Annotated in this window: 20 protein-coding genes and 1 tRNA gene; 12 read left to right on the forward strand and 9 right to left on the reverse strand. The window is 68.9% G+C overall.

The features are described from left to right. Nucleotides 1-5: 5 nt before the first annotated feature. Nucleotides 6-89: transfer RNA gene (locus ACFWH5_RS05480), tRNA-Leu, on the reverse strand. Nucleotides 90-353: 264 nt separating this feature from the next. On the opposite strand from ACFWH5_RS05480, the gene ACFWH5_RS05485 reads away from it, so the two are divergent. The 7 genes from ACFWH5_RS05485 to pknB are packed head-to-tail and all read left to right on the forward strand — an operon-like array spanning nt 354 to nt 9,234. After that, nucleotides 354-1,037, forward strand: coding sequence for an FhaA domain-containing protein (locus ACFWH5_RS05485; RefSeq protein WP_378832647.1), 684 nt, complete (start codon nt 354-356; stop codon nt 1,035-1,037). After that, nucleotides 1,034-1,531 (forward strand): FHA domain-containing protein, encoded by a 498-nt coding sequence (locus ACFWH5_RS05490; RefSeq protein WP_378832648.1) that lies wholly within the window; start codon nt 1,034-1,036, stop codon nt 1,529-1,531. The genes ACFWH5_RS05485 and ACFWH5_RS05490 overlap by 4 nt, the downstream gene beginning before the upstream one ends. Before the next feature lie 15 nt (nt 1,532-1,546). Continuing rightward, entirely contained in the window at nt 1,547-2,848 is a 1,302-nt protein-coding gene (locus ACFWH5_RS05495; RefSeq protein ID WP_378832651.1) for a PP2C family protein-serine/threonine phosphatase, read from the forward strand. Beyond that, on the forward strand, nt 2,845-4,227 hold the full coding sequence (locus tag ACFWH5_RS05500; protein ID WP_378832652.1) for an FtsW/RodA/SpoVE family cell cycle protein: 1,383 nt from the start codon (nt 2,845-2,847) through the stop codon (nt 4,225-4,227). The genes ACFWH5_RS05495 and ACFWH5_RS05500 overlap by 4 nt, the downstream gene beginning before the upstream one ends. 34 nt (nt 4,228-4,261) lie before the next feature. Continuing rightward, nucleotides 4,262-5,716, forward strand: coding sequence for a peptidoglycan D,D-transpeptidase FtsI family protein (locus ACFWH5_RS05505; protein ID WP_378832654.1), 1,455 nt, complete (start codon nt 4,262-4,264; stop codon nt 5,714-5,716). Further along, a complete protein-coding gene (locus tag ACFWH5_RS05510; protein WP_378832656.1) occupies nt 5,713-7,467 on the forward strand; it encodes a protein kinase in 1,755 nt (584 codons plus the stop codon). The genes ACFWH5_RS05505 and ACFWH5_RS05510 overlap by 4 nt, the downstream gene beginning before the upstream one ends. A gap of 60 nt (nt 7,468-7,527) precedes the next feature. After that, a complete protein-coding gene (gene pknB, locus ACFWH5_RS05515) occupies nt 7,528-9,234 on the forward strand; it encodes a Stk1 family PASTA domain-containing Ser/Thr kinase (protein WP_378832658.1) in 1,707 nt (568 codons plus the stop codon). On the opposite strand, the gene ACFWH5_RS05520 is transcribed toward pknB, so the two are convergent. From ACFWH5_RS05520 to ACFWH5_RS05530, 3 genes are read right to left on the reverse strand one after another with little or no spacing between them, the layout of a single operon-like run. Further along, entirely contained in the window at nt 9,216-9,833 is a 618-nt protein-coding gene (locus ACFWH5_RS05520; RefSeq protein ID WP_378832660.1) for an anthranilate synthase component II, read from the reverse strand. The two genes, pknB and ACFWH5_RS05520, sit on opposite strands and share 19 nt — an antisense overlap. Continuing rightward, complete coding sequence (locus ACFWH5_RS05525; RefSeq protein WP_378832662.1) at nt 9,830-9,985, reverse strand: hypothetical protein; 156 nt, start codon at nt 9,983-9,985, stop codon at nt 9,830-9,832. Before ACFWH5_RS05525 ends, ACFWH5_RS05520 begins: the two co-directional genes overlap by 4 nt. Nucleotides 9,986-9,995: 10 nt before the next feature. Then, entirely contained in the window at nt 9,996-10,784 is a 789-nt protein-coding gene (locus tag ACFWH5_RS05530) for a class E sortase (protein WP_378832665.1), read from the reverse strand. Nucleotides 10,785-10,821: 37 nt separating this feature from the next. On the opposite strand from ACFWH5_RS05530, the gene ACFWH5_RS05535 reads away from it, so the two are divergent. Further along, complete coding sequence (locus ACFWH5_RS05535) at nt 10,822-11,064, forward strand: cell division protein CrgA (protein ID WP_378832668.1); 243 nt, start codon at nt 10,822-10,824, stop codon at nt 11,062-11,064. A gap of 321 nt (nt 11,065-11,385) precedes the next feature. Here the strand turns inward: ACFWH5_RS05535 and ACFWH5_RS05540 are convergent, their stop codons facing one another. Further along, entirely contained in the window at nt 11,386-12,273 is an 888-nt protein-coding gene (locus ACFWH5_RS05540) for a rhomboid family intramembrane serine protease (RefSeq protein WP_378832670.1), read from the reverse strand. 60 nt (nt 12,274-12,333) lie between these two features. After that, nucleotides 12,334-12,891 carry a peptidylprolyl isomerase gene (locus tag ACFWH5_RS05545; RefSeq protein WP_378832672.1) on the reverse strand — a complete coding sequence of 186 codons (558 nt, stop codon included), beginning with the start codon at nt 12,889-12,891 and terminating at the stop codon, nt 12,334-12,336. Between the two features lie 137 nt (nt 12,892-13,028). Here ACFWH5_RS05545 and ACFWH5_RS05550 point away from each other — a divergent pair, with 137 nt between their 5' ends. Both ACFWH5_RS05550 and ACFWH5_RS05555 read left to right on the forward strand, forming a co-directional pair. Then, a complete protein-coding gene (locus ACFWH5_RS05550; protein WP_378832674.1) occupies nt 13,029-13,517 on the forward strand; it encodes a DNA helicase in 489 nt (162 codons plus the stop codon). A gap of 2 nt (nt 13,518-13,519) precedes the next feature. Continuing rightward, entirely contained in the window at nt 13,520-14,002 is a 483-nt protein-coding gene (locus tag ACFWH5_RS05555; RefSeq protein WP_378832676.1) for an aminoacyl-tRNA deacylase, read from the forward strand. Between the two features lie 13 nt (nt 14,003-14,015). Here ACFWH5_RS05555 and ACFWH5_RS05560 read toward each other — a convergent pair whose 3' ends face one another. After that, the gene (locus tag ACFWH5_RS05560; protein WP_378832678.1) at nt 14,016-14,438 is read right to left on the reverse strand and encodes an NUDIX hydrolase; all 423 of its coding nucleotides are present in this window, start codon (nt 14,436-14,438) and stop codon (nt 14,016-14,018) included. A 106-nt stretch (nt 14,439-14,544) separates the two neighbouring features. On the opposite strand from ACFWH5_RS05560, the gene ACFWH5_RS05565 reads away from it, so the two are divergent. Then, nucleotides 14,545-14,997 carry an iron chaperone gene (locus ACFWH5_RS05565; protein WP_378832680.1) on the forward strand — a complete coding sequence of 151 codons (453 nt, stop codon included), beginning with the start codon at nt 14,545-14,547 and terminating at the stop codon, nt 14,995-14,997. Between the two features lie 66 nt (nt 14,998-15,063). Further along, entirely contained in the window at nt 15,064-16,185 is a 1,122-nt protein-coding gene (locus ACFWH5_RS05570) for a M24 family metallopeptidase (RefSeq protein WP_378832683.1), read from the forward strand. Between the two features lie 37 nt (nt 16,186-16,222). On the opposite strand, the gene ACFWH5_RS05575 is transcribed toward ACFWH5_RS05570, so the two are convergent. Next, a complete protein-coding gene (locus ACFWH5_RS05575; protein ID WP_378832685.1) occupies nt 16,223-16,579 on the reverse strand; it encodes a hypothetical protein in 357 nt (118 codons plus the stop codon). Nucleotides 16,580-16,692: 113 nt separating this feature from the next. Beyond that, complete coding sequence (locus ACFWH5_RS05580) at nt 16,693-17,625, reverse strand: helix-turn-helix transcriptional regulator (RefSeq protein ID WP_378832687.1); 933 nt, start codon at nt 17,623-17,625, stop codon at nt 16,693-16,695. Nucleotides 17,626-17,739 lie beyond the last annotated feature (114 nt).

A 17,739-nucleotide genomic window follows, 5' to 3' on the forward strand; every position in this document is an offset into this window, starting at 1 on the left:
TTCTGTGCGCGAGGGGGGACTTGAACCCCCACGCCCTTGCAGGCACTGGCACCTGAAGCCAGCGCGTCTACCTATTCCGCCACTCGCGCAGTGCCGCGTTCCGAAGAACTCAACCTCCCAAGGCTAACACGGGATGAGGCGAGCTCCGAACACGGCGAGCACCGGTCACGGGGCCGCAATCGCGAGACGTACCTTCGTGCATGAGACATCATGCACGCGCAGAAGTCTGATGCGAAATGTGGTTTCTCGGGCCGCCACGACCCCGTCCGCGACACCCGGGAAGGGCCGCAGAAGCGCACATTCAGCCGGGCTGGCTACGATGGCCCTACCCGTCGGCATGCCAGAGGAACCTCGTGGGACTACTTGACAGCTTTGAGAAAGGTCTCGAGCGCGCCGTGAACAGCGCGTTCGCGAAGACCTTCCGCAGCGGCATCCAGCCCGTCGAGATCGCCTCCGCCCTGCGGCGTGAGGCCGACACCAAGGCGGCTGTCGTCAGCCGCGACCGCATCATCACCCCCAGCGACTACCTGGTTCGGCTCAGCCCCGACGATCACGAGCGGATGCAGGGTCTCGGCCGCGCGCTGCACGAAGAGCTGTTCGCGCTGCTCACCACGCATGCCCGCACGCAGGGCTACAGCTTCTCGGGCCCGCTGCACATCGCCATGGAGGCCGACGAGCGCGTCGCCACCGGCGTCGTGCGCATCAGCTCCGGCTCGGTGGAGAGCAGCGTCTCCTGGCAGGGCGTCATCGAGGTCGACGGCCGGCGGCATCCGCTCACCAGCGCCCGCACGGTCATCGGCCGCGGCAGCGACGCCGACATCACCATCTCCGACGCCGGCTCCAGCCGCCGGCACGCGGAGATCCTCTGGGACGGCGAGCGCGGGATGCTGCGCGATCTGGGCTCCACCAACGGCACCAAGGTCGACGGGCAGAAGGTCCGCGAGGCGGCGCTGACGCCCGACACCTCCTTCACCATCGGACGCACGGAACTGGTGTTCCGCGTCATCCCGGTCAGCGGCAAGGAGTCCATCCGATGAGCGAACTCGTGCTTCTGCTGCTGCGGATCGGCTTCCTGATCCTGCTGTGGTTCTTCGTCTTCGGCGTCGTGTACTCGCTGCGCGCCGACCTGTTCGGGGTGCGCGTGCGCAAGATGTCCGCCGAGGCGGCAGCCGCCGCATCCCCGGCGCCGCAGGCACCGCGTCCGTCGGCGGGCACCGGCTCGGGCGGTGCGGGCAAGGGCGCCACACGTCTGGTCATCACCTCCGGTCCGAAGACCGGTCTCGAGGTGCCGCTGGGGGCCGAGCCGATGTCCATCGGCCGCTCCAGCGAATCGGGTCTCGTGATCCGCGACGACTACACGTCCAGCCACCACGCCCGTCTCAGCAGGCGCGGCGACACGTGGCTCATCCAAGACCTCGGCTCGACCAACGGCACGTTCCTCGGCGGCGAGCGCCTCAGCGAGAAACCGGTGCAGGTGCACATCGGCACTCCGATCAAGGTCGGCGCCACGACGTTCGAGCTCCGGTCGTAAGGGCGTCGCCGCGAGATGGTCTTCGAGGGCTCGAGCGCCGCGATCTCCCACACCGGGAAGGTCCGCTCCAATAACCAGGACTCCGGCTACGCCGGGGCGAACCTCTTCGTCGTCGCGGACGGCATGGGCGGGCACGCCGGCGGAGACGTGGCCTCGACGCTCGCGGTCGATCGGATGCAGGCCCTCGATCACCCGTACACCAGCACCGACGACGCGCAGGCCGCCCTGCAGGCGGCGGCCACCACTGCGGCATCCGACCTCGTGCGCGCGTCGAAGGAGCGCCCCGAGCTCTCGGGCCTCGGCACGACGCTCAGCGCCATCGTCATGGTCGACGAGTACGCCGTCATCGGGCACATCGGCGACTCGCGCATCTATCTGTTCCGCGACGACGCGCTCACCCAGATCACCGCGGATCACACCTTCGTGCAGCGCCTGGTGGACTCCGGCCGGATCACCCTCGAGGAGGCGCGGTACCACCCGCGCCGCTCCGTGCTCATGCGCGTGCTCAGCGACATGGACATCGATCCCGAGCTGGACATGTTCGTCATGCCCACCCTGCCCGGTGACCGCTGGCTGCTGTGCTCCGACGGCCTCTCCGGCGTGGTCGACGAACTGCACATCGCCCGCGCCATGCGGCTCGGCCTCGCCCCGGGGCGCACGGCCGACAACCTGCTCAAGCAGGCGCTCGACGGCGGCGCTCCCGACAACGTCACCGTCGTGCTGGTCGACGTCGGCGGAGCGCATCCGCTCTCGTCGGGCACCGCGACCATCGTCGGCGCGGCCTCGAACCCGTCCGACCTTCCCGTGCCCACCGCACGTCCGTCGCTCACCGGGTGGCTGCATCCGGTGCGCCAGGCCGCGAACGAGCCGACCCATTTCGAGCCGGATGCCGACTACTTCGAGGAGATCATCGAAGAGGACCGCCGCCGCGCGCGGCGGCGCCGCGTCACCTGGCTGGCCGCGCTGGTCATCGCGCTGCTCGCCCTCGCCGGCGGCGGTGTCCTGGCCTACAACTGGACCCAGACGCGCTACTACGTCGGCGCGGACGAGGACAGCGTGGTGATCTACCGCGGGGTGCAGCAGAGCATTGGACCGATCTCGCTGTCGACCGAGGTGCAGGACACCGACATCCTGCTGGCCGACCTGCCCTCGTACCAGCGCTCCGCCGTGGAGCGCACGATCAACGCCCGCTCTCTCGCCGACGCCCAGGCGATCACCGAGCGGCTGAGCGCCAGCGTTCTGCCGCCCGTCGATCCCGAGCCCACCCCCTCCGAGACGCCGACCCCGGCGCCCACGACGGAAGCCCCCGCACCATGACCGCCGTCACCGCAGACACCAGCGTCATGAAGGCGCTGAGGAAGATCCGGACGCCGCAGAAGCAGCGCAACCGGGAGTTCTGGCTGCTTCTGTTCGCCTGCGCGATCTCCGGCGCATCCCTCACCCTGGTGCAGCTGGGCGCGCTGGGCACGATCGACCCGATGATCCTCGTGATCGGCGGAGTGCTCGCCGTACTGGTGTTCGCGCTGCACGTAGTGTTGCGCGTGGTGGCATCCGACGCCGATCCCTTCGTGCTGCCGATCGCCACCCTGCTCACCGGCCTCGGCATCGCGATGATCTACCGCATCGACATCGCCAAGGACCTCACCGGCTGGGCGGCGTTCTCGACCAAGCAGCTCGCGTGGACGGCGATCTCGGTGGCCGGCGCGATCGCCCTGGTGATCGCACTGCGCAACTACCGGGTGCTCTACCGATTCACCTACCTGTCGGGTCTGGTCGGCCTCGTGCTGCTGATCCTGCCGTTCATCCCCTTCCTCAAGGCCAGAGGCTCCAACGCCGACGTCTGGGTGTCGATCGCCGGGCTGTTCTCGTTCCAGCCGGGTGAGCTGGCGAAGATCTGCCTCGCGATCTTCTTCGCCGGCTATCTGGTGCGCACCCGCGAGAGCCTGAGCTCGGTGGGCAAGAAGTTCCTCGGCATCACCTGGCCGCGCATGCGCGAGCTCGGCCCGGTGCTCGTGGTGTGGATCCTGTCGCTGCTGATCATCGTCACGCAGCGCGATCTGGGCACCGGCGTGCTCATCTTCGGCATGTTCGTCGCCATGCTCTACGTGGCCACCGGCAAGACCAGCTGGGTGCTCATCGGCCTCGCCGGCGTCGCCGCAGGCGCCTTCTTCGCCACTCGCATCCTCGCCTACGTGCGCGGCCGCTTCACGAACTGGCTCGACGCGTTCAACCCCGACATCATCGAGAAGCAGGGCGGCAGCTATCAGCTCGTCGAGGGCATCTTCGGGCTCGCCCACGGCGGGATGATCGGCACCGGCTGGGGCCAGGGGCGTCCGTACATCACGCCGCTCGCGCACAGCGACTACATCATCCCGAGCCTCGGCGAGGAGCTGGGCATCGTCGGACTGTTCGCGATCCTCTGCCTGTACATGGTGTTCATCAGCCGCGGCCTGCGCATCGGCATGGCCGGGCAGGACGACTTCGGGAAGCTGTTCGCGACCGGCCTGTCGTTCACGATCGCGCTGCAGGTGTTCATCATGGTCGGCGGCGTGACCCGGGTCATCCCGCTCACCGGCCTCACCACGCCGTTCCTCGCGGCGGGCGGCTCGTCCCTCGTCGCGAACTGGCTCATCGTCGCGCTGCTGCTGCGCATCAGCGACGGAGTGCGCCGCCAGCCGAGGGTCGTGATCGGATGAGCACGAGGCGTCGAACGAGCAGGGGGGTGATCGCATGACCAAGGAACTGCGCCGGCTGAGCTTCGTGGTGCTCGCCATGTTCTTGTCGCTGTTCGTCGCGACCAGCTGGATCCAGGTGATCGGCGCCGACGAGCTGGCGCAGAACGCCGCGAACACCCGCACCCGCCTGGACAGCTACGAGATCCAGCGCGGCTCGATCATCGTCGACGGCAGCGCCATCGCGACCTCGACGCCGACCGACGACCGCTACCAGTACCAGCGGGTGTACACGGATGCCGCCATGTGGGCGCCCGTGACCGGGTACTACAACCCCGCGCTCGGCTCTGCGACGGGCATCGAGAAGGCCTTGAACGCCGACCTGTCCGGCACCGGCTCGAACGCGTTCTTCGGCGAGATCGAGCGCATCCTGTCTGGCCAGCCGCAGCAGGGCTTGAGCGTCGAGCTCACCCTGAACGCGAAGGCGCAACGCGCCGCCTGGGAGGCGATGAAGGGTCTGCAGGGCGCGGTGGTCGCCATCGAGCCCGCGACCGGCCGCGTGCTCGCGATGGTCTCGACGCCCGGCTTCGACACCAACACGCTCGCCCAGCACGACAGCGCGGCGGTGAACGCCGAGTACGACAGCCTCGTCGACGACCCCGCGAACCCGCTCTACAATCGCGCCATCGCGGGCGGGCTGAACCCGCCCGGCTCGACGTTCAAGGTCGTGGTCGCGGCCGCCGCGCTCGCATCGGGAGATTGGACGATCGATTCGACGCTGCCCAACCCGGCGCGCTACAAGCTGCCCGGCTCGACCACGCAGATCTCGAACGCCTGGGGCGGAACCTGTGGCGACGGCGAGACGACCACGATCGGTCAGGCCCTCGAGCTCAGCTGCAACATCCCGATGGCCGAGCTCGCGGTCGAGCTCGGCGACAAGGCGATCCGCGAGACCGCGGAGAAGTTCGGTTTCAACAGCGAGTTCGAGATGCCGCTGAAGAGCACCGCGTCGAGCTACCCGACGTCGCTCGACGACGCGCAGACCGCGCTGACAGGGTTCGGTCAGGGACAGGTGACCTCGACGCCTCTGCAGATGGCGATGGTGGCGGCGGGTGTGGCCAACGGGGGCGCGGTGATGAAGCCCCGGATGGTGGATCGGGTGATCGGCGACGACTTCGCCGTGCACCACGAGTTCCAGGACGAGGCGTTCGATCAGGCGATCGACGAGGATGCTGCGGCCGCCATCACGGAGGCGCTCGTCGCCGGCGTCGATTCCGGAGCGGCGACGGGTGCAAGAATAGACGGCGTCGATGTCGCCGGGAAGACGGGTACCGCGCAGAACGGGTCCCGCCCGCACACGCTGTGGTTCACAGGCTTCGCACCCGCGGATGATCCGAAGGTGGCAGTGGCAGTCGTCGTCGAAGACGGCGGAGGAAAGGGTCAATCGGGTTCGGGCAATGGCATTGCCGCTCCGATTGCGAAGAAGGTCATAGAGGCGGTGCTGGGCAGATGAGGCCGACGCAGGGTGTGTCGTTCGGTGGTCGCTACGAGCTGCAGTCGCGGATCGCGATCGGCGGCATGGGCGAGGTGTGGGAGGCGACGGATCACGTCATCGGGCGTACCGTCGCGATCAAGATCCTCAAGGACGAGTACATGGGCGACCCCGGCTTCCTGGAGCGCTTCCGCGCCGAGGCCCGCCACGCCGCCCTCGTCAACCACGAGGGCATCGCCAGCGTGTTCGACTACGGCGAGGAGAACGGCTCGGCCTACCTCGTCATGGAGCTCGTCCCCGGTGAGGCGCTGTCGACCATCCTCGAACGCGACGGCGCCCTGAGCGCCGACAAGACGCTCGACATCGTCGCCCAGACCGCGTCGGCCCTGCAGGCCGCCCACGCGGCGGGCCTGGTGCACCGGGACATCAAGCCGGGCAACCTGCTGATCACGCCCGACGGCCGGGTGAAGATCACCGACTTCGGCATCGCGCGCATCGCCGACCAGGTGCCCCTCACCGCGACCGGCCAGGTGATGGGCACGGTGCAGTACCTGTCTCCCGAGCAGGCCTCAGGCCATTCGGCATCGCCGGCGACCGACACGTACTCGCTCGGCATCGTGGCGTACGAATGCCTCGCCGGCAAGCGCCCCTTCACGGGCGAATCGCAGGTGGCGATCGCCATGGCGCAGATCAACGAGCAGCCGCCACCGCTGCCCGCGACCGTTCCGGTGCCGGTGCAGAACCTGGTCATGTCGATGATCGCCAAGAAGCCCGCCGACCGGCCGTCGTCGGCGGCGACCGTCTCGCGAGCCGCGCAGGCGCTGCGCCGCGGCGACCTGAACTCCGCCGCCATCGCCGTGCCCGCGATCGCCGGCGCGGGCGTGGCGAACGCCGACGACGCGACCCGCATCCTGACCGGCATCGGCAACGAGGACAGCACGCGCATCCTGCCGACCACGGCCCAGCTTCCCGCCCCCGAGGCGGACGCCGAGGAAGCACCGCAGAAGAAGAAGCGCAGCCCCTGGACGTGGCCGCTGATCGCCCTCATCGTGCTGCTGCTGCTCGTGCTGGGCGGCACGCTCTGGGCCATGTTCGCCAATCAGGGCGGCGACGGAGAGCCGACGGAGACGCGCACCACCGCGCAGACCGCACCCGAGACCCCCGACGAGTCGCCCACCCCGCAGGAGCCGGAGACGGTGAACGTCGATGCGCTCAACCTCGTCGGTATGACGTGCGATGAGGCCACCGCGGCTCTCGACGCCGAAGGCCTCACCGCGGAGTGCGTTGCGGGCGACCCGGCGAGCACCGAGGCCGAGCAGGGCACGATCTACCAGGTGACCAACTCCGGCAATCAGACCGTCGGATCGACCATCGAGGTGGTCTACTACGCCGACCTGGTCGCCATCCCCGCCCCTCAGTCGGCCCCTGGCATCCCGGGCACCGTGACGGAGGGCCAGGAGGCGACCGTCAACTGGAACGGCTACACCTGCCCGTCGGGCGCCGACTCGCTGAGCTCCTACGAGGTCACCGTGACCAACGCGACCTTCAGCGACGGAGCCACGAAGATGAACTTCTCACCCGGCCAGAACTCGGCCGTCATCACCGTGAAGGACGGCACCGCCGGTCAGACCGTGACCGCGACCTACCGTGCGTTCTGCGGCGAGCGCGCATCCGGCATGTCCGGCTCGGGCACCTCGACGACGATCCAGGAGGCCGCGGTCGTTCCCGACCCGGGTGAAGGAGTGGATCCGCCTCCCGCCGACGGCGAGTAGTCAGGTTCCGCCGGGTAACCTGGCAGGACCATCACTGAGCTGCATCCATGGGGAGAGAACGTGTCGACAGAGCCGCGCATTCTCGCGGGCCGGTACCGCGTCGATGAGGTCATCGGCCAGGGCGGCATGGCGAAGGTGCACCGCGGCTACGACCTGACTCTCGGGCGCGAGGTCGCGATCAAGATCCTCGATCCCGATCTCGCGCGTGACACGACGTTCCGCACGCGTTTCCGTCTCGAGGCGCAGGCGGCGTCGCGCATGTCGCATCCCTCGATCGTGCGCGTCTTCGACGCGGGCGACCCCGCCGCGGGCGCGTCGGCATCCACCAGCGGCGCGGGCGACGAACCGTACATCGTCATGGAACTCGTGCACGGCACCCTTCTGAAGGACATCATCGCCGAGGGCCCGGTGCCGGTCGACGACGCGCTGCGCTACACCGACGGCATCCTCGAAGCGCTGGACTACTCGCACCGCGCCGGCGTCGTGCACCGTGACATCAAGCCCGGCAACGTGATGATCACCGAGAAGGGCGCCGTGAAGGTGATGGACTTCGGCATCGCGCGCGCGGTGTCGGACTCGTCATCGACGGTCGCCGAGACGACACAGATCATCGGCACGGCCGCGTACTTCTCGCCGGAGCAGGCGAAGGGTGAGTCCGTCGACGCGCGCACCGACCTGTACTCCACCGGCGTGGTGCTGTACGAGCTGCTCACCGGACGCACGCCCTTCCGCGGCGACTCCCCCGTGGCCGTCGCCTACCAGCACGTCAGCGAGACGCCGGTGCCGCCCACGGAGGTCGAGGAGCAGCTGCCCCGCTCCCTCGACGCGATCGTGCTGCGCGCACTCGCGAAGGACCCGTACCAGCGCTTCCCGGATGCGGCGAGCTTCCGCAGCGCGCTCACCGGGGCGACCGCCGGACACGCGCCCAGCAGGAAGCAGATCGGCGCGCTGACCAGCGAGCTGTACGGTCCGAACCCGCGGCACGCGCAGGAGACCGCGCGCTCGCTGCGCCAGCTGAGCACCGACACGACGATGACGCGCACGCAGTCCGGCCCGCCGGTCGCGTGGATCTGGGCGGGAGTGGCCCTGCTCGCCGTGCTGCTGGTCTCGGTGCTGTTCTGGGTGGTGACGATCGCGATGCGCCCGCCCGACACGCCCACGACGTCGATCACCGTTCCCAACCTGGTGGACATGACGGAGAGCGCAGCCAAGGAAGAGCTCGAGGACCTGGGTCTCGCGGTCGACCTGCGCGACGAGGCGAGTGCCGACTTCGCAGAGGACCACGTGATCCGCTCGACCCCGGGCACCGGCGCCAAGGTCTCGAAGGGCGAGTCCGTCATCGTGTACGTGTCCACCGGCGCGAACACGGTCAGCGTGCCCGTGCTGGAGGGCCTCTCGCAGGATGCCGCGACCAAGGCCATCGAAGACGCCCGGCTCAAGCTGGGCACCGTGCGGCAGGAGAACGATCCCGACGCCGCGGCCGGGACGGTGCTCGAGGCCAGCGAGGACGCCGAGACCGAGGTCGCACCGGGGACCGTCGTGAACCTCGTGGTCGCGAACGGCAGGGTCACTGTGCGGAACATGGACGGCTGGGCGCTGGATGCCGCCACAGAGGAGCTCGAGAATCTCGGGCTGACGGCGACGCCGGTCGAGCTGGGAGCCTGCACCGAGGGTCAGGTGCCCAACGCGGTGATCTCCATGTCGGTCGCACCCGGCGAGGTGAAGATCCGCTCGGCGGTCGAGCTGCGCTACTGCGTCGCCGGCTGATCGGCGCCCGCACGCCGCACGCCGGCGAGCCAGTTCGCCAGCAGACGGTGGCCGCTGTCGGTGAGCACGCTCTCGGGGTGGAACTGCACGCCGAGGATGGGCAGATCGCGATGCGCCACGCCCATGACCGTGCCGTGCTCGGCGCGCGCGGTGACGATCAGCTCCGACGGAACGGTCGCATCGTCGATCGCGAGCGAGTGGTAGCGGCCGGCCGCGAAGGGGGAGGGGATGCCGTCGAACAGCGCCGAGCCGTCGTGCTGCACGTGTGACACCATGCCGTGCATGAGCTCGGGCGCGGTGCTGACCACCGCTCCGAACGCCTCGCCGATCGCCTGGTGACCGAGGCACACGCCCAGCAGCGGCATCCGTCGTCGGGCCGCGAGCCTCACGACCGCGACGGATGCTCCGGCGTCGGCGGGGGCTCCGGGGCCGGGGGAGATCATCACGGCATCGTGGTGCGACGCCGCCTCGGCGAAGGACGCCGCGTCGATGGCATCCGCCTCGATCATCGTCACGCGGGCGCCGAGCTCGTCCAGGTACGCGATCAGGGTGTGCACGAAGCTGTCGTGGTTGTCGACCACGAGCACGCGACTGCTCATTCCAGGTCGACCTCGCCCGGCGTGATGAGCGGGCTCACCCAGGGGAACACGTAGAAGAACAGCGCGTACAGCACCGCCGCGATGAGCGCGAGCAGGATGATCACCCGCACCCACCACGGGCCGGGCAGCAGACGCCACAGGGCTGCGTACATTGCGGGACTCCTAGAGAGAGGGACTGGCGACGTCGACGGGGGCGAGGGAGTCGGGAGGGCCTTCCGACCTCGGCTGGAACCCCTCGAAGACCCCGTACGCGACGATGCGCTCGGCCAGCGAATACAGGGGTGAGCAGGCGGTGAGGGTGATGTACCTCTCGTCGGTCCGCATCTCCGGCATCTGCGGCACATCGAGCAGCACGTCGACCTGGGTGGGCTTGACGTACTCGAGGGTGCGGAACCGGTAGGTGTACCAGCCCTCGGGGGTCTCCACGACGATCGCGTCGTTCAGCTTGAGCTTGTCGATCCTGTTGAACGGCTTTCCCCACGTCGTGCGGTGCCCGGCGAGCGAGAAGTTGCCCACCTCACCCGGCATCTTCGACTGGGTGTACAGGCCGATGCCGAGCTTGTCGAGCGTGCGGGATCGGCTGGTGCCTCCGGCGATGTTCACGTTGTAGTCGGCGCCGAAACGGGGGATGAGCATGTTCGCGAAGATCTCGGCGTCGTCGGGATGCTCGAGCACGGGCGGCTCGTAGACCACGTCGCCGTCCTGCTCGGTGGCGGCGACGGGCGGCGGCTCCGGCGCGGGTGCCTCGGCCCACTGCTCGGACAGCTCGGCGCCCTTCTCGTTGTTCTGCGCCCCGATGATGATGTCGCCGATCCACATCTGCCACGAGACGAACAGCAGCACGAGCACGCCGGCGGTGAGCAGCAGCTCCCCGAGCACGCTGCTGACGGTCGCCCGCGGGCGCGGTCTCGACGTTCGCGGGGCGCGTCGGATCGACGTGTCGGCGTGCATGAGGGGAAGTCTATTGTCCCCGGCTACACTGAACCTCATGGCACGATCTCGCGTACCCGAAGAGCCCGTCGACCGCCCGGAGGGCGTCGATGACGCCGCCCCCAACGCCGTGTGGTTCAAGCCCGTCATGGTCGGCTTCATGCTGCTCGGCCTGGCGTGGATCCTGGTCTACTACATCTCGGGCTCGCAGTACCCGATCCCCGGCATCGACGCCTGGAACCTGGCGATCGGACTGGGCATCGCCCTGATCGGCTTTCTCATGACCACGCGCTGGCGCTGAACGCCGGCATCTGCTTCTGAAGGCCTCTCGCTTCGGCGAGGGGCCTTCTTCTGTGTCGGGTGCGTCGGGGCTGGGTATCGGGGCGCGGACTGCGGGAGGCTCCCGCCGCTCGCAGAGCGGGTGCCCCTCCCGCTGCGCGGGTCCCTCCCCGATGCTCGCTTCGGGAGCATCCCTCCGCCCGCTTCTGGGGCGGCTCCTGCGGAGCGCCGGGGGCTGCAGTCGGCATCTCGCGGGACGGTTCTCCCCAGTGTTATCCACAGGGTGGGGAGAATTACACCGGTGTTATTCACAGGGGTGGAAAGCCCTGTTAACAACATTCGATCAGGACAAATGGATCAGCGGAGGAACGAAGAGGGCGACGACGATCAATACGACGCTCACCGCAATCAGCAGCACGGTCTGAAGCGACCGCTGCTCACGCTTGCGCGTGCGAGTGTAGACGAAGGCCACGATCGCGCCGACGACCGCGCCGCCGAGGTGCGCCTCCCAGGCGATGCCACGCAGGGTGAAACTGAGCACGAAGTTGATGCCGAGCACGACGAGGATGCCGGTGACGTTCGCCCCGATGTGCCTGCCGATGATGAGCAATGCCGCCATCAGGCCGAAGACCGCGCCGGACGCGCCGACCGTCGCCGTGCGGGGGTCGGCGATCAGGGCGACCGCGACCGAACCGCCGAGCGCGCTGATCGCGTACATCGCGAGGTAGCGACCCCGACCGATGATGGGCTCGAGGCTCTGACCGAGCATCCACAGAGCGAGCATGTTCAGAGCGAGATGGATGAATCCGCCGTGCACGAGTGCCGTCGTCAGCAGCCGCCAGGGTTCGAAGGGGAGACCGGGCACACCGGCGTATACGTAGAGCGGTGCGAACAGCAGGGAGCCCTCGATCGCCGGCCCGATGGTCGGCACCATCTGCAGCAGGCTGATGATCGACGTGATGAGGATGATGCCGAGGGTGACGACGGGGCGGCCACTGCGAGCGATGGCCACGGGGCCGCCACCCCAGGAGCGTCGGGCGCGACGCTGCCCGGATGTCTCGGCCTTGCGCTGCGCCTTCAGGCACTCGGGGCAGATCACTCCGACGGGGCCCTGGGTCTGGCACTCGGGGCAGATCGTGCGCATGCAGCGCTGGCAGAGCACGAAGCTCTGCCGATCCGGATGGCGGTAGCAGAAGTTGTCGCGATTGCTCGTGAACTCAGGTGTCGTCATCCGGATCGGCTCGTGCTCTCTCGGGCGCCTCTCGGGGCGCCGGTCAGGGGAGTGGGTCGTTCAGGCGGCGACGATGTCGACCGACTGCAGCACGACCGGCTCGACGGGGCGGTCGCCCGCGGCGGTCGGCACGGCGGAGATGGCGTCGACGACCGCCTTGGATGCGTCGTCGGCGACCTCGCCGAAGATGGTGTGCTTGCCCTGCAGCCACGGGGTGGGGTCGGTGGTGATGAAGAACTGCGACCCGTTCGTGCCCTCGGCCTTGCCGGTGATGGCGTTGCGGCGCAGGCCGGCGTTCGCCATCGCGAGGATGTAGGGCTCGTTGAAGTTGAGCTCCATGTTGATCTCGTCATCGAAGTTGTAGCCGGGGCCGCCGACGCCCTGTCCGAGCGGGTCGCCGCCCTGGATCATGAAGTTCGGGATGATGCGGTGGAAGATGACGTCCTTGTAGAGCGGGCCCTCTCCCGGCTTGCCGGTGGCCGGGTCGGTCCACTCCTTCGAGCCGTCGGCGAGGCCGACGAAGTTCGCGACGGTGTTCGGGGCGTGGTCGCCGAACAGGTTGATGACGATGTCACCGTGGTTGGTGTGCAGGGTTGCGACGTGAGAAGCGTGAGGCATGCTGCCATTCTCGCAGAGCGGTCCGCCGGGGGACGCGTATGTTCGCACACAACGAAAGGTCGCGCCAGGTCTCTGCTGCCATCCAGCCTGGTCTGGCAAGATGATCACGAACGGACTCCGACCGACGGGAGAGCAACGTGAACCTCAGCCGCAAGCGCAAGAAGGAACTGCGCAAGCTTCAGAACGACGCGGGACAGCTGTGGGAGGCGCAGCAGGTGATCGTCGGCCACGCCGCCGACATCGCGCGCGAAGCAGGCCGCCAGCTGGGCCATTTCAACCGCGAGCAGGTGGTTCCCGTGGTGCAGGACGCGTACAGCCGCCGCGTCGCCCCGACCGTTGACCGCGGCCTGAAGATCGGCAAGCACGTCGTCGACGACAAGGTCGTCCCCATCGTGGGCGGCGTCGTCGGCACCGCACTCTCGGCATGGGACGTCGCCAACGCGAAGCGTCACGGCTTGGTGCACAAGGCCGCACCGAAGAAGAAGAGCATGGGCTTCGGCTCCGTCGTCGCCATCGTGCTCGGCGCCGCCGCGGCGATCGGCGTCGTCGTCGCCGCATGGCAGGCGCTGCGCGCCGATGACGAGCTCTGGGTGGCCGACGACCCGCTGTCCGCTCCGAACGCCTGAACATGAGCGACCCGCACGAGCGGGTGCGCGCAGCGGCATCCGCTCGCGGTCTCGAGATCGAGATCCGCGAGCGCCCCGCTGCGCGAAGCCTGCACGAGGCTGCGGCGCTGCTCGGCCTCGAGCCCTCGGACATCGTCAAGACGCTGGTCGTGAAGCGCTCCGATGACTCTTACCTGTTCGCACTGGTGCCCGGCGGCCGCTCGATCTCCTGGCCGAAGCTGCGTGCGCTGGTCGGCGTGAACAGGCTGCGCCTGCCCGAAGCCGAGCTGGCACTGGCCGCCACCGGATATGAGCGCGGCACGATCGTGCCGATCGGCAGCACCACCGACTGGCCGGTGTACGCCGACGAGTCGATCGTCGGCCGGCGCGTCGCGATGGGCGCCGGCACGCACGGCTACAGCCTGTTCGTCGACGCCGACGACCTGATCCACGCCTACGGCGCCGTGGTGGCCGACATCTCCGAGCCCGAGAAGCCGCGGGACTGACCCATCCCGGGCCTCAGAGGATGCCGGCCATCCGCAGCGCGGTGTCGACGAGCTTGACCCGCTGCAGCTTGGCGACCTCGCTCAGGGTGAACCAGCCCGCCATGTCGGTGGAGCCGTCCTTCTCGAAGCGCAGCGCACCGCCGGTGATCCGGGCGCGGTACACGATGCGCAGGGTGTGCAGCGGAACGCCGGCCTTGTGCACGCGCTGCGAACCGGGGATCACCCGGGAGTGGATGCCGAGCAGCTCGGTCGTCTCGATCCGGAATCCGGTCTCTTCGCGGAGTTCGCGCCGCACCGCCCGCTCCGGGTCCTCACCGGCTTCCAATCCGCCGCCGGGCATGGTCCAGGCGATCCGTCTGCCCTCGGTCCACCGCGCCAGCAGCACCCGGTCGTCGTCATCGGTGACGACCGCATAGGCGGCGACGCGCAGATCCATGCGTCCACAGTAATGCGTGCGCTCCGGCTGGAATCGGGTCAGGAATCGAGAAGCGCCGTCGGCGAGCGTGTCCGTAGTGTGATCCTCAGACACGAAGGAGGCCACCATGGCGAAGACAGGAGAGACCGCGAACTTCACCGCGGAGGAGCGCGAGGCGATGAAGGCGGCCGCGAGCGAGAAGCGCACGGCCCGCTCCCGCGCGAAGAAGGATCCCGAGCAGGTGCGGCGCGAAGGTGAGGCCGAGGTGCTCGCCAAGATCGCCGAGCTGAGCGGATCCGACAAGGAGATCGCCGAGGCGCTGCACGAGCTGGTCGGCGAGAACGCCCCGCACCTCGTGCCGCGGACGTACTACGGCATGCCGGCGTGGGGGAAGGACGGCAAGGTGCTGTGCTTCTTCCAGCCGGCGTCGAAGTTCAAGGTGCGCTACGCCACGTTCGGGTTCGAGACCAACGCGAACCTCGATGACGGCGATGTGTGGCCGACCTCCTTCGCCGTGACGAAGCTGGGTGAAAAGGAGCGCGCGTTCTTCGCCGACCTGGTGCGGCGCGCGGCATCCTGAACCGCCCTGCTGCGGTGCACGGATGCGGGGTTACAGCGCTCGGCGGCGCGCAGTAGCGTTGTGCGCGTGACCGCCACGCCGTTCCCCGCATCCGTGTACGCCGCCCGACTCGAGCGGGCCGTCCGAATGGCCGGCGAGGCGGGTCTCGACGCCGTGATCGTCGGTCCTGGCGCCGACCTGCGATACCTGCTGGGTGTGCAGGGCGACACGATCGAGCGGCTCACGGCGCTCGTGCTCGGTCCGGGCGTGCAGACCACGGTCGTGGTACCGCGGATGGAACTGGCCAAGGTGCGCGACACCGCCGCCGGCGCCCTCGGAGTGCGCGTCGCCGACTGGGTCGACGGCGACGATCCGTACGCGCTCGTGATCGAGACGCTGCCGGCCGGACGTCCGAGAGTCGCCGTGTCGGACGCGCTTCCTGCGCTGCACCTCATCCCGATCGCCGAGCGCGTCGGAGTGAACCTGGAGCTCGCGACGCCGGTGCTGCGCGAGGGACGCATGGTGAAGGATGCCGCCGAGATCGCCGAGCTGCGGCGGGCGGGTGCGGCGATCGATGCCGTGCACCGGCGGATGCGCGAGTGGCTGCGCGCCGGCCGCACCGAGCGTGAGGTGGCCGCCGACATCGCCGAGGCGATCGTCGCCGAGGGCCACGAGACCGTCGAGTTCGTCATCGTGGGATCGGGTCCGAACGGCGCCGACCCCCACCACGAGGTGTCGGATCGCAGAATCGCGCCGGGCGACGTCGTGGTGGTCGACATCGGCGGGGCGGTGCCGAGCGGCTACAACTCGGACAGCACGCGCACCTACGTCGTGGGATCCGCGGCGGAGGAGTCAGCGGAGCGGATCGCCGTGCTCGTGCGGGCACAGCAGGCGGCCGTCGACGCGGTGCGTCCCGGGGTCACGGCCGCGCAGGTGGACGCTGCGGCCCGGCGAGTGCTGTCGGATGCCGGCCTCGGCGAGGCCTTCCTGCATCGCACCGGTCACGGGATCGGCGTCTCGGTGCATGAGGAACCGTACATCGCACCGGGGAACGACCTGCCGCTGCGGGAGGGGATGGCGTTCAGCATCGAACCCGGCATCTACTTCGCAGGGGAGTGGGGTGCCCGCATCGAGGACATCGTCGTCGTCACCGCCGACGGATGCGAACGGTTGAACGTGACCGACCACGCGCTCCGTGCCGTCGGCTGAGCCGCCGCCTCTCGTCGTCTCGTCGGCCCGGGGGCGCTCAGGCCGCGCGGATGCCGTCGGGCGGAGTGTCGTCCTCTTGGCCTTCTTCGCTCGGCTCGATGTGCTCTTCGGTGAGAAGGATGCCGCCGCTGGTGTTGGCCGAGGTGGAGAGCTCCGCGAGCCACTTCTGACTGAGCGTGGGTGCCACCGGTTCATCGAACACGAACCGCAGGGGGATCGACGGGTGCAGCCACAGGGTCGAGCGTCCGGATGCCTCTCCTTCGGGGTGCCGCCACGACAGCGTGAAGCTCTCGTTGCGGCGCAGCTTGGTCGCGATCACGACCTTGAGGTGGGCGAGCGTGCGATCGTCGATCGTGATCGGCTCCGTGGCATCGCCGTAGAAGAGGTATCCCATATAGCTAGACCGTAGGCCATGTCGGCCCGCCGCACGGTGCGGTTGACTCGCAGCGATACAAAGGGCGCACACACTGTGCGCGGGATGCACGAATTCTGGCCTGAGCCGAGGAATCAGTCCCGTTCGAGGGTCTCACGCGGGCTGCGGCCGTAGGTCTGCCGATACAGATCGCCGAAGCGCGAGGTGTTGCCGAACCCCCACCGCCGCGCGATCTCGCCGACGGTGACATCGGGCTTGGAGTTCTGCAGGTCGCGGTGGGCGCCGTCGAGCCGCACGCGGCGCAGGTACGCCGCAGGCGTGGTGTCGAGTCCGCGGCGGAAGGCGTACTGCAGGCCGCGACTCGACATGTGCACGGCCCTGGCCACGTCGTCGACGGTGATCGCCAGGTGGGCGTGCTCGTCGATGTACGTGACCGCCCGACGCATGGTGGACGCCCCGGCAGTGTGCGGATCCTTCGCCGCGGCGTCGAGGAAGGTCGAATGGAACGTGCTCAGAGTCGTGACCAGAGCGTGACGCATGAGGCTCGCCTCGAGCAGCTGGTCGTCGTCGACGTGTCCGACCGCATTGAGCAGGTATTCGAACGACCGATTCCAGTGCCGGCCCGCTGTCGCGGTGCGTGGAGAGACACCGGTGAGGCGAAGCGTCAGCAGCTCGTCGCCGGTGATCGTGCGGGCCAGCTCCTGGGCGTGGGCACGATCGAAGATGAAGGCCGAGACGTCGGCCGTCACCGCCCAATGCGCTTCGACCTGGGTGCTGTCCGTGGCCCACGGCAAGGGGACGTCGAGGTCGGATCGTCCGCTGCGCACCCATCCGTCGGTCGTGGCGACGCGGCAGGCGAAGAGCTGATCCTCGGGCTGCACCGCCGCGTGCACCCTGGCGGTGAGGGTGTACCTGACCATCGTCATGCCGCTGAGTCGCACCGAGAGCCAGTGGAACGCGAAGCGCTGCGGATCGATCCGCTCCAGCCTCGCAGACGGCACGTACTGTCGCCAGATCTGTTCGACGTCCGCGGCGTCGCGTGAATCCACCCGGATGACGTCAGCCACGCGCACCTCCGGATGAATCGACCGGCCGGCCCTCTCCTGTCCTAAGAATACGGCGGATCGCGCAACATGAAGGTCATGGGGGCGCGGACACGCGGCGAGTGTGCGCTATGGTCA

The sequence above is a fragment of the Microbacterium sp. NPDC058345 genome, assembly GCF_042723855.1.
Lineage (GTDB): Bacteria > Actinomycetota > Actinomycetes > Actinomycetales > Microbacteriaceae > Microbacterium.

What these genes read in the sequence shown, in the direction of transcription:
- ACFWH5_RS05540 (WP_378832670.1), bottom strand. Translation starts at nt 12,273, where the DNA reads ATGACGACACCTGAGTTCACGAGCAATCGCGACAACTTCTGCTACCGC.
- ACFWH5_RS05525 (WP_378832662.1), bottom strand. Translation starts at nt 9,985, where the DNA reads ATGTACGCAGCCCTGTGGCGTCTGCTGCCCGGCCCGTGGTGGGTGCGG.
- ACFWH5_RS05500 (WP_378832652.1), top strand. Translation starts at nt 2,845, where the DNA reads ATGACCGCCGTCACCGCAGACACCAGCGTCATGAAGGCGCTGAGGAAG.
- ACFWH5_RS05535 (WP_378832668.1), top strand. Translation starts at nt 10,822, where the DNA reads ATGGCACGATCTCGCGTACCCGAAGAGCCCGTCGACCGCCCGGAGGGC.
- ACFWH5_RS05565 (WP_378832680.1), top strand. Translation starts at nt 14,545, where the DNA reads ATGGCGAAGACAGGAGAGACCGCGAACTTCACCGCGGAGGAGCGCGAG.
- ACFWH5_RS05510 (WP_378832656.1), top strand. Translation starts at nt 5,713, where the DNA reads ATGAGGCCGACGCAGGGTGTGTCGTTCGGTGGTCGCTACGAGCTGCAG.
- ACFWH5_RS05575 (WP_378832685.1), bottom strand. Translation starts at nt 16,579, where the DNA reads ATGGGATACCTCTTCTACGGCGATGCCACGGAGCCGATCACGATCGAC.
- ACFWH5_RS05520 (WP_378832660.1), bottom strand. Translation starts at nt 9,833, where the DNA reads ATGAGCAGTCGCGTGCTCGTGGTCGACAACCACGACAGCTTCGTGCAC.
- ACFWH5_RS05495 (WP_378832651.1), top strand. Translation starts at nt 1,547, where the DNA reads ATGGTCTTCGAGGGCTCGAGCGCCGCGATCTCCCACACCGGGAAGGTC.
- ACFWH5_RS05560 (WP_378832678.1), bottom strand. Translation starts at nt 14,438, where the DNA reads ATGGATCTGCGCGTCGCCGCCTATGCGGTCGTCACCGATGACGACGAC.
- ACFWH5_RS05545 (WP_378832672.1), bottom strand. Translation starts at nt 12,891, where the DNA reads ATGCCTCACGCTTCTCACGTCGCAACCCTGCACACCAACCACGGTGAC.
- ACFWH5_RS05505 (WP_378832654.1), top strand. Translation starts at nt 4,262, where the DNA reads ATGACCAAGGAACTGCGCCGGCTGAGCTTCGTGGTGCTCGCCATGTTC.
- ACFWH5_RS05555 (WP_378832676.1), top strand. Translation starts at nt 13,520, where the DNA reads ATGAGCGACCCGCACGAGCGGGTGCGCGCAGCGGCATCCGCTCGCGGT.
- ACFWH5_RS05490 (WP_378832648.1), top strand. Translation starts at nt 1,034, where the DNA reads ATGAGCGAACTCGTGCTTCTGCTGCTGCGGATCGGCTTCCTGATCCTG.
- ACFWH5_RS05530 (WP_378832665.1), bottom strand. Translation starts at nt 10,784, where the DNA reads ATGCACGCCGACACGTCGATCCGACGCGCCCCGCGAACGTCGAGACCG.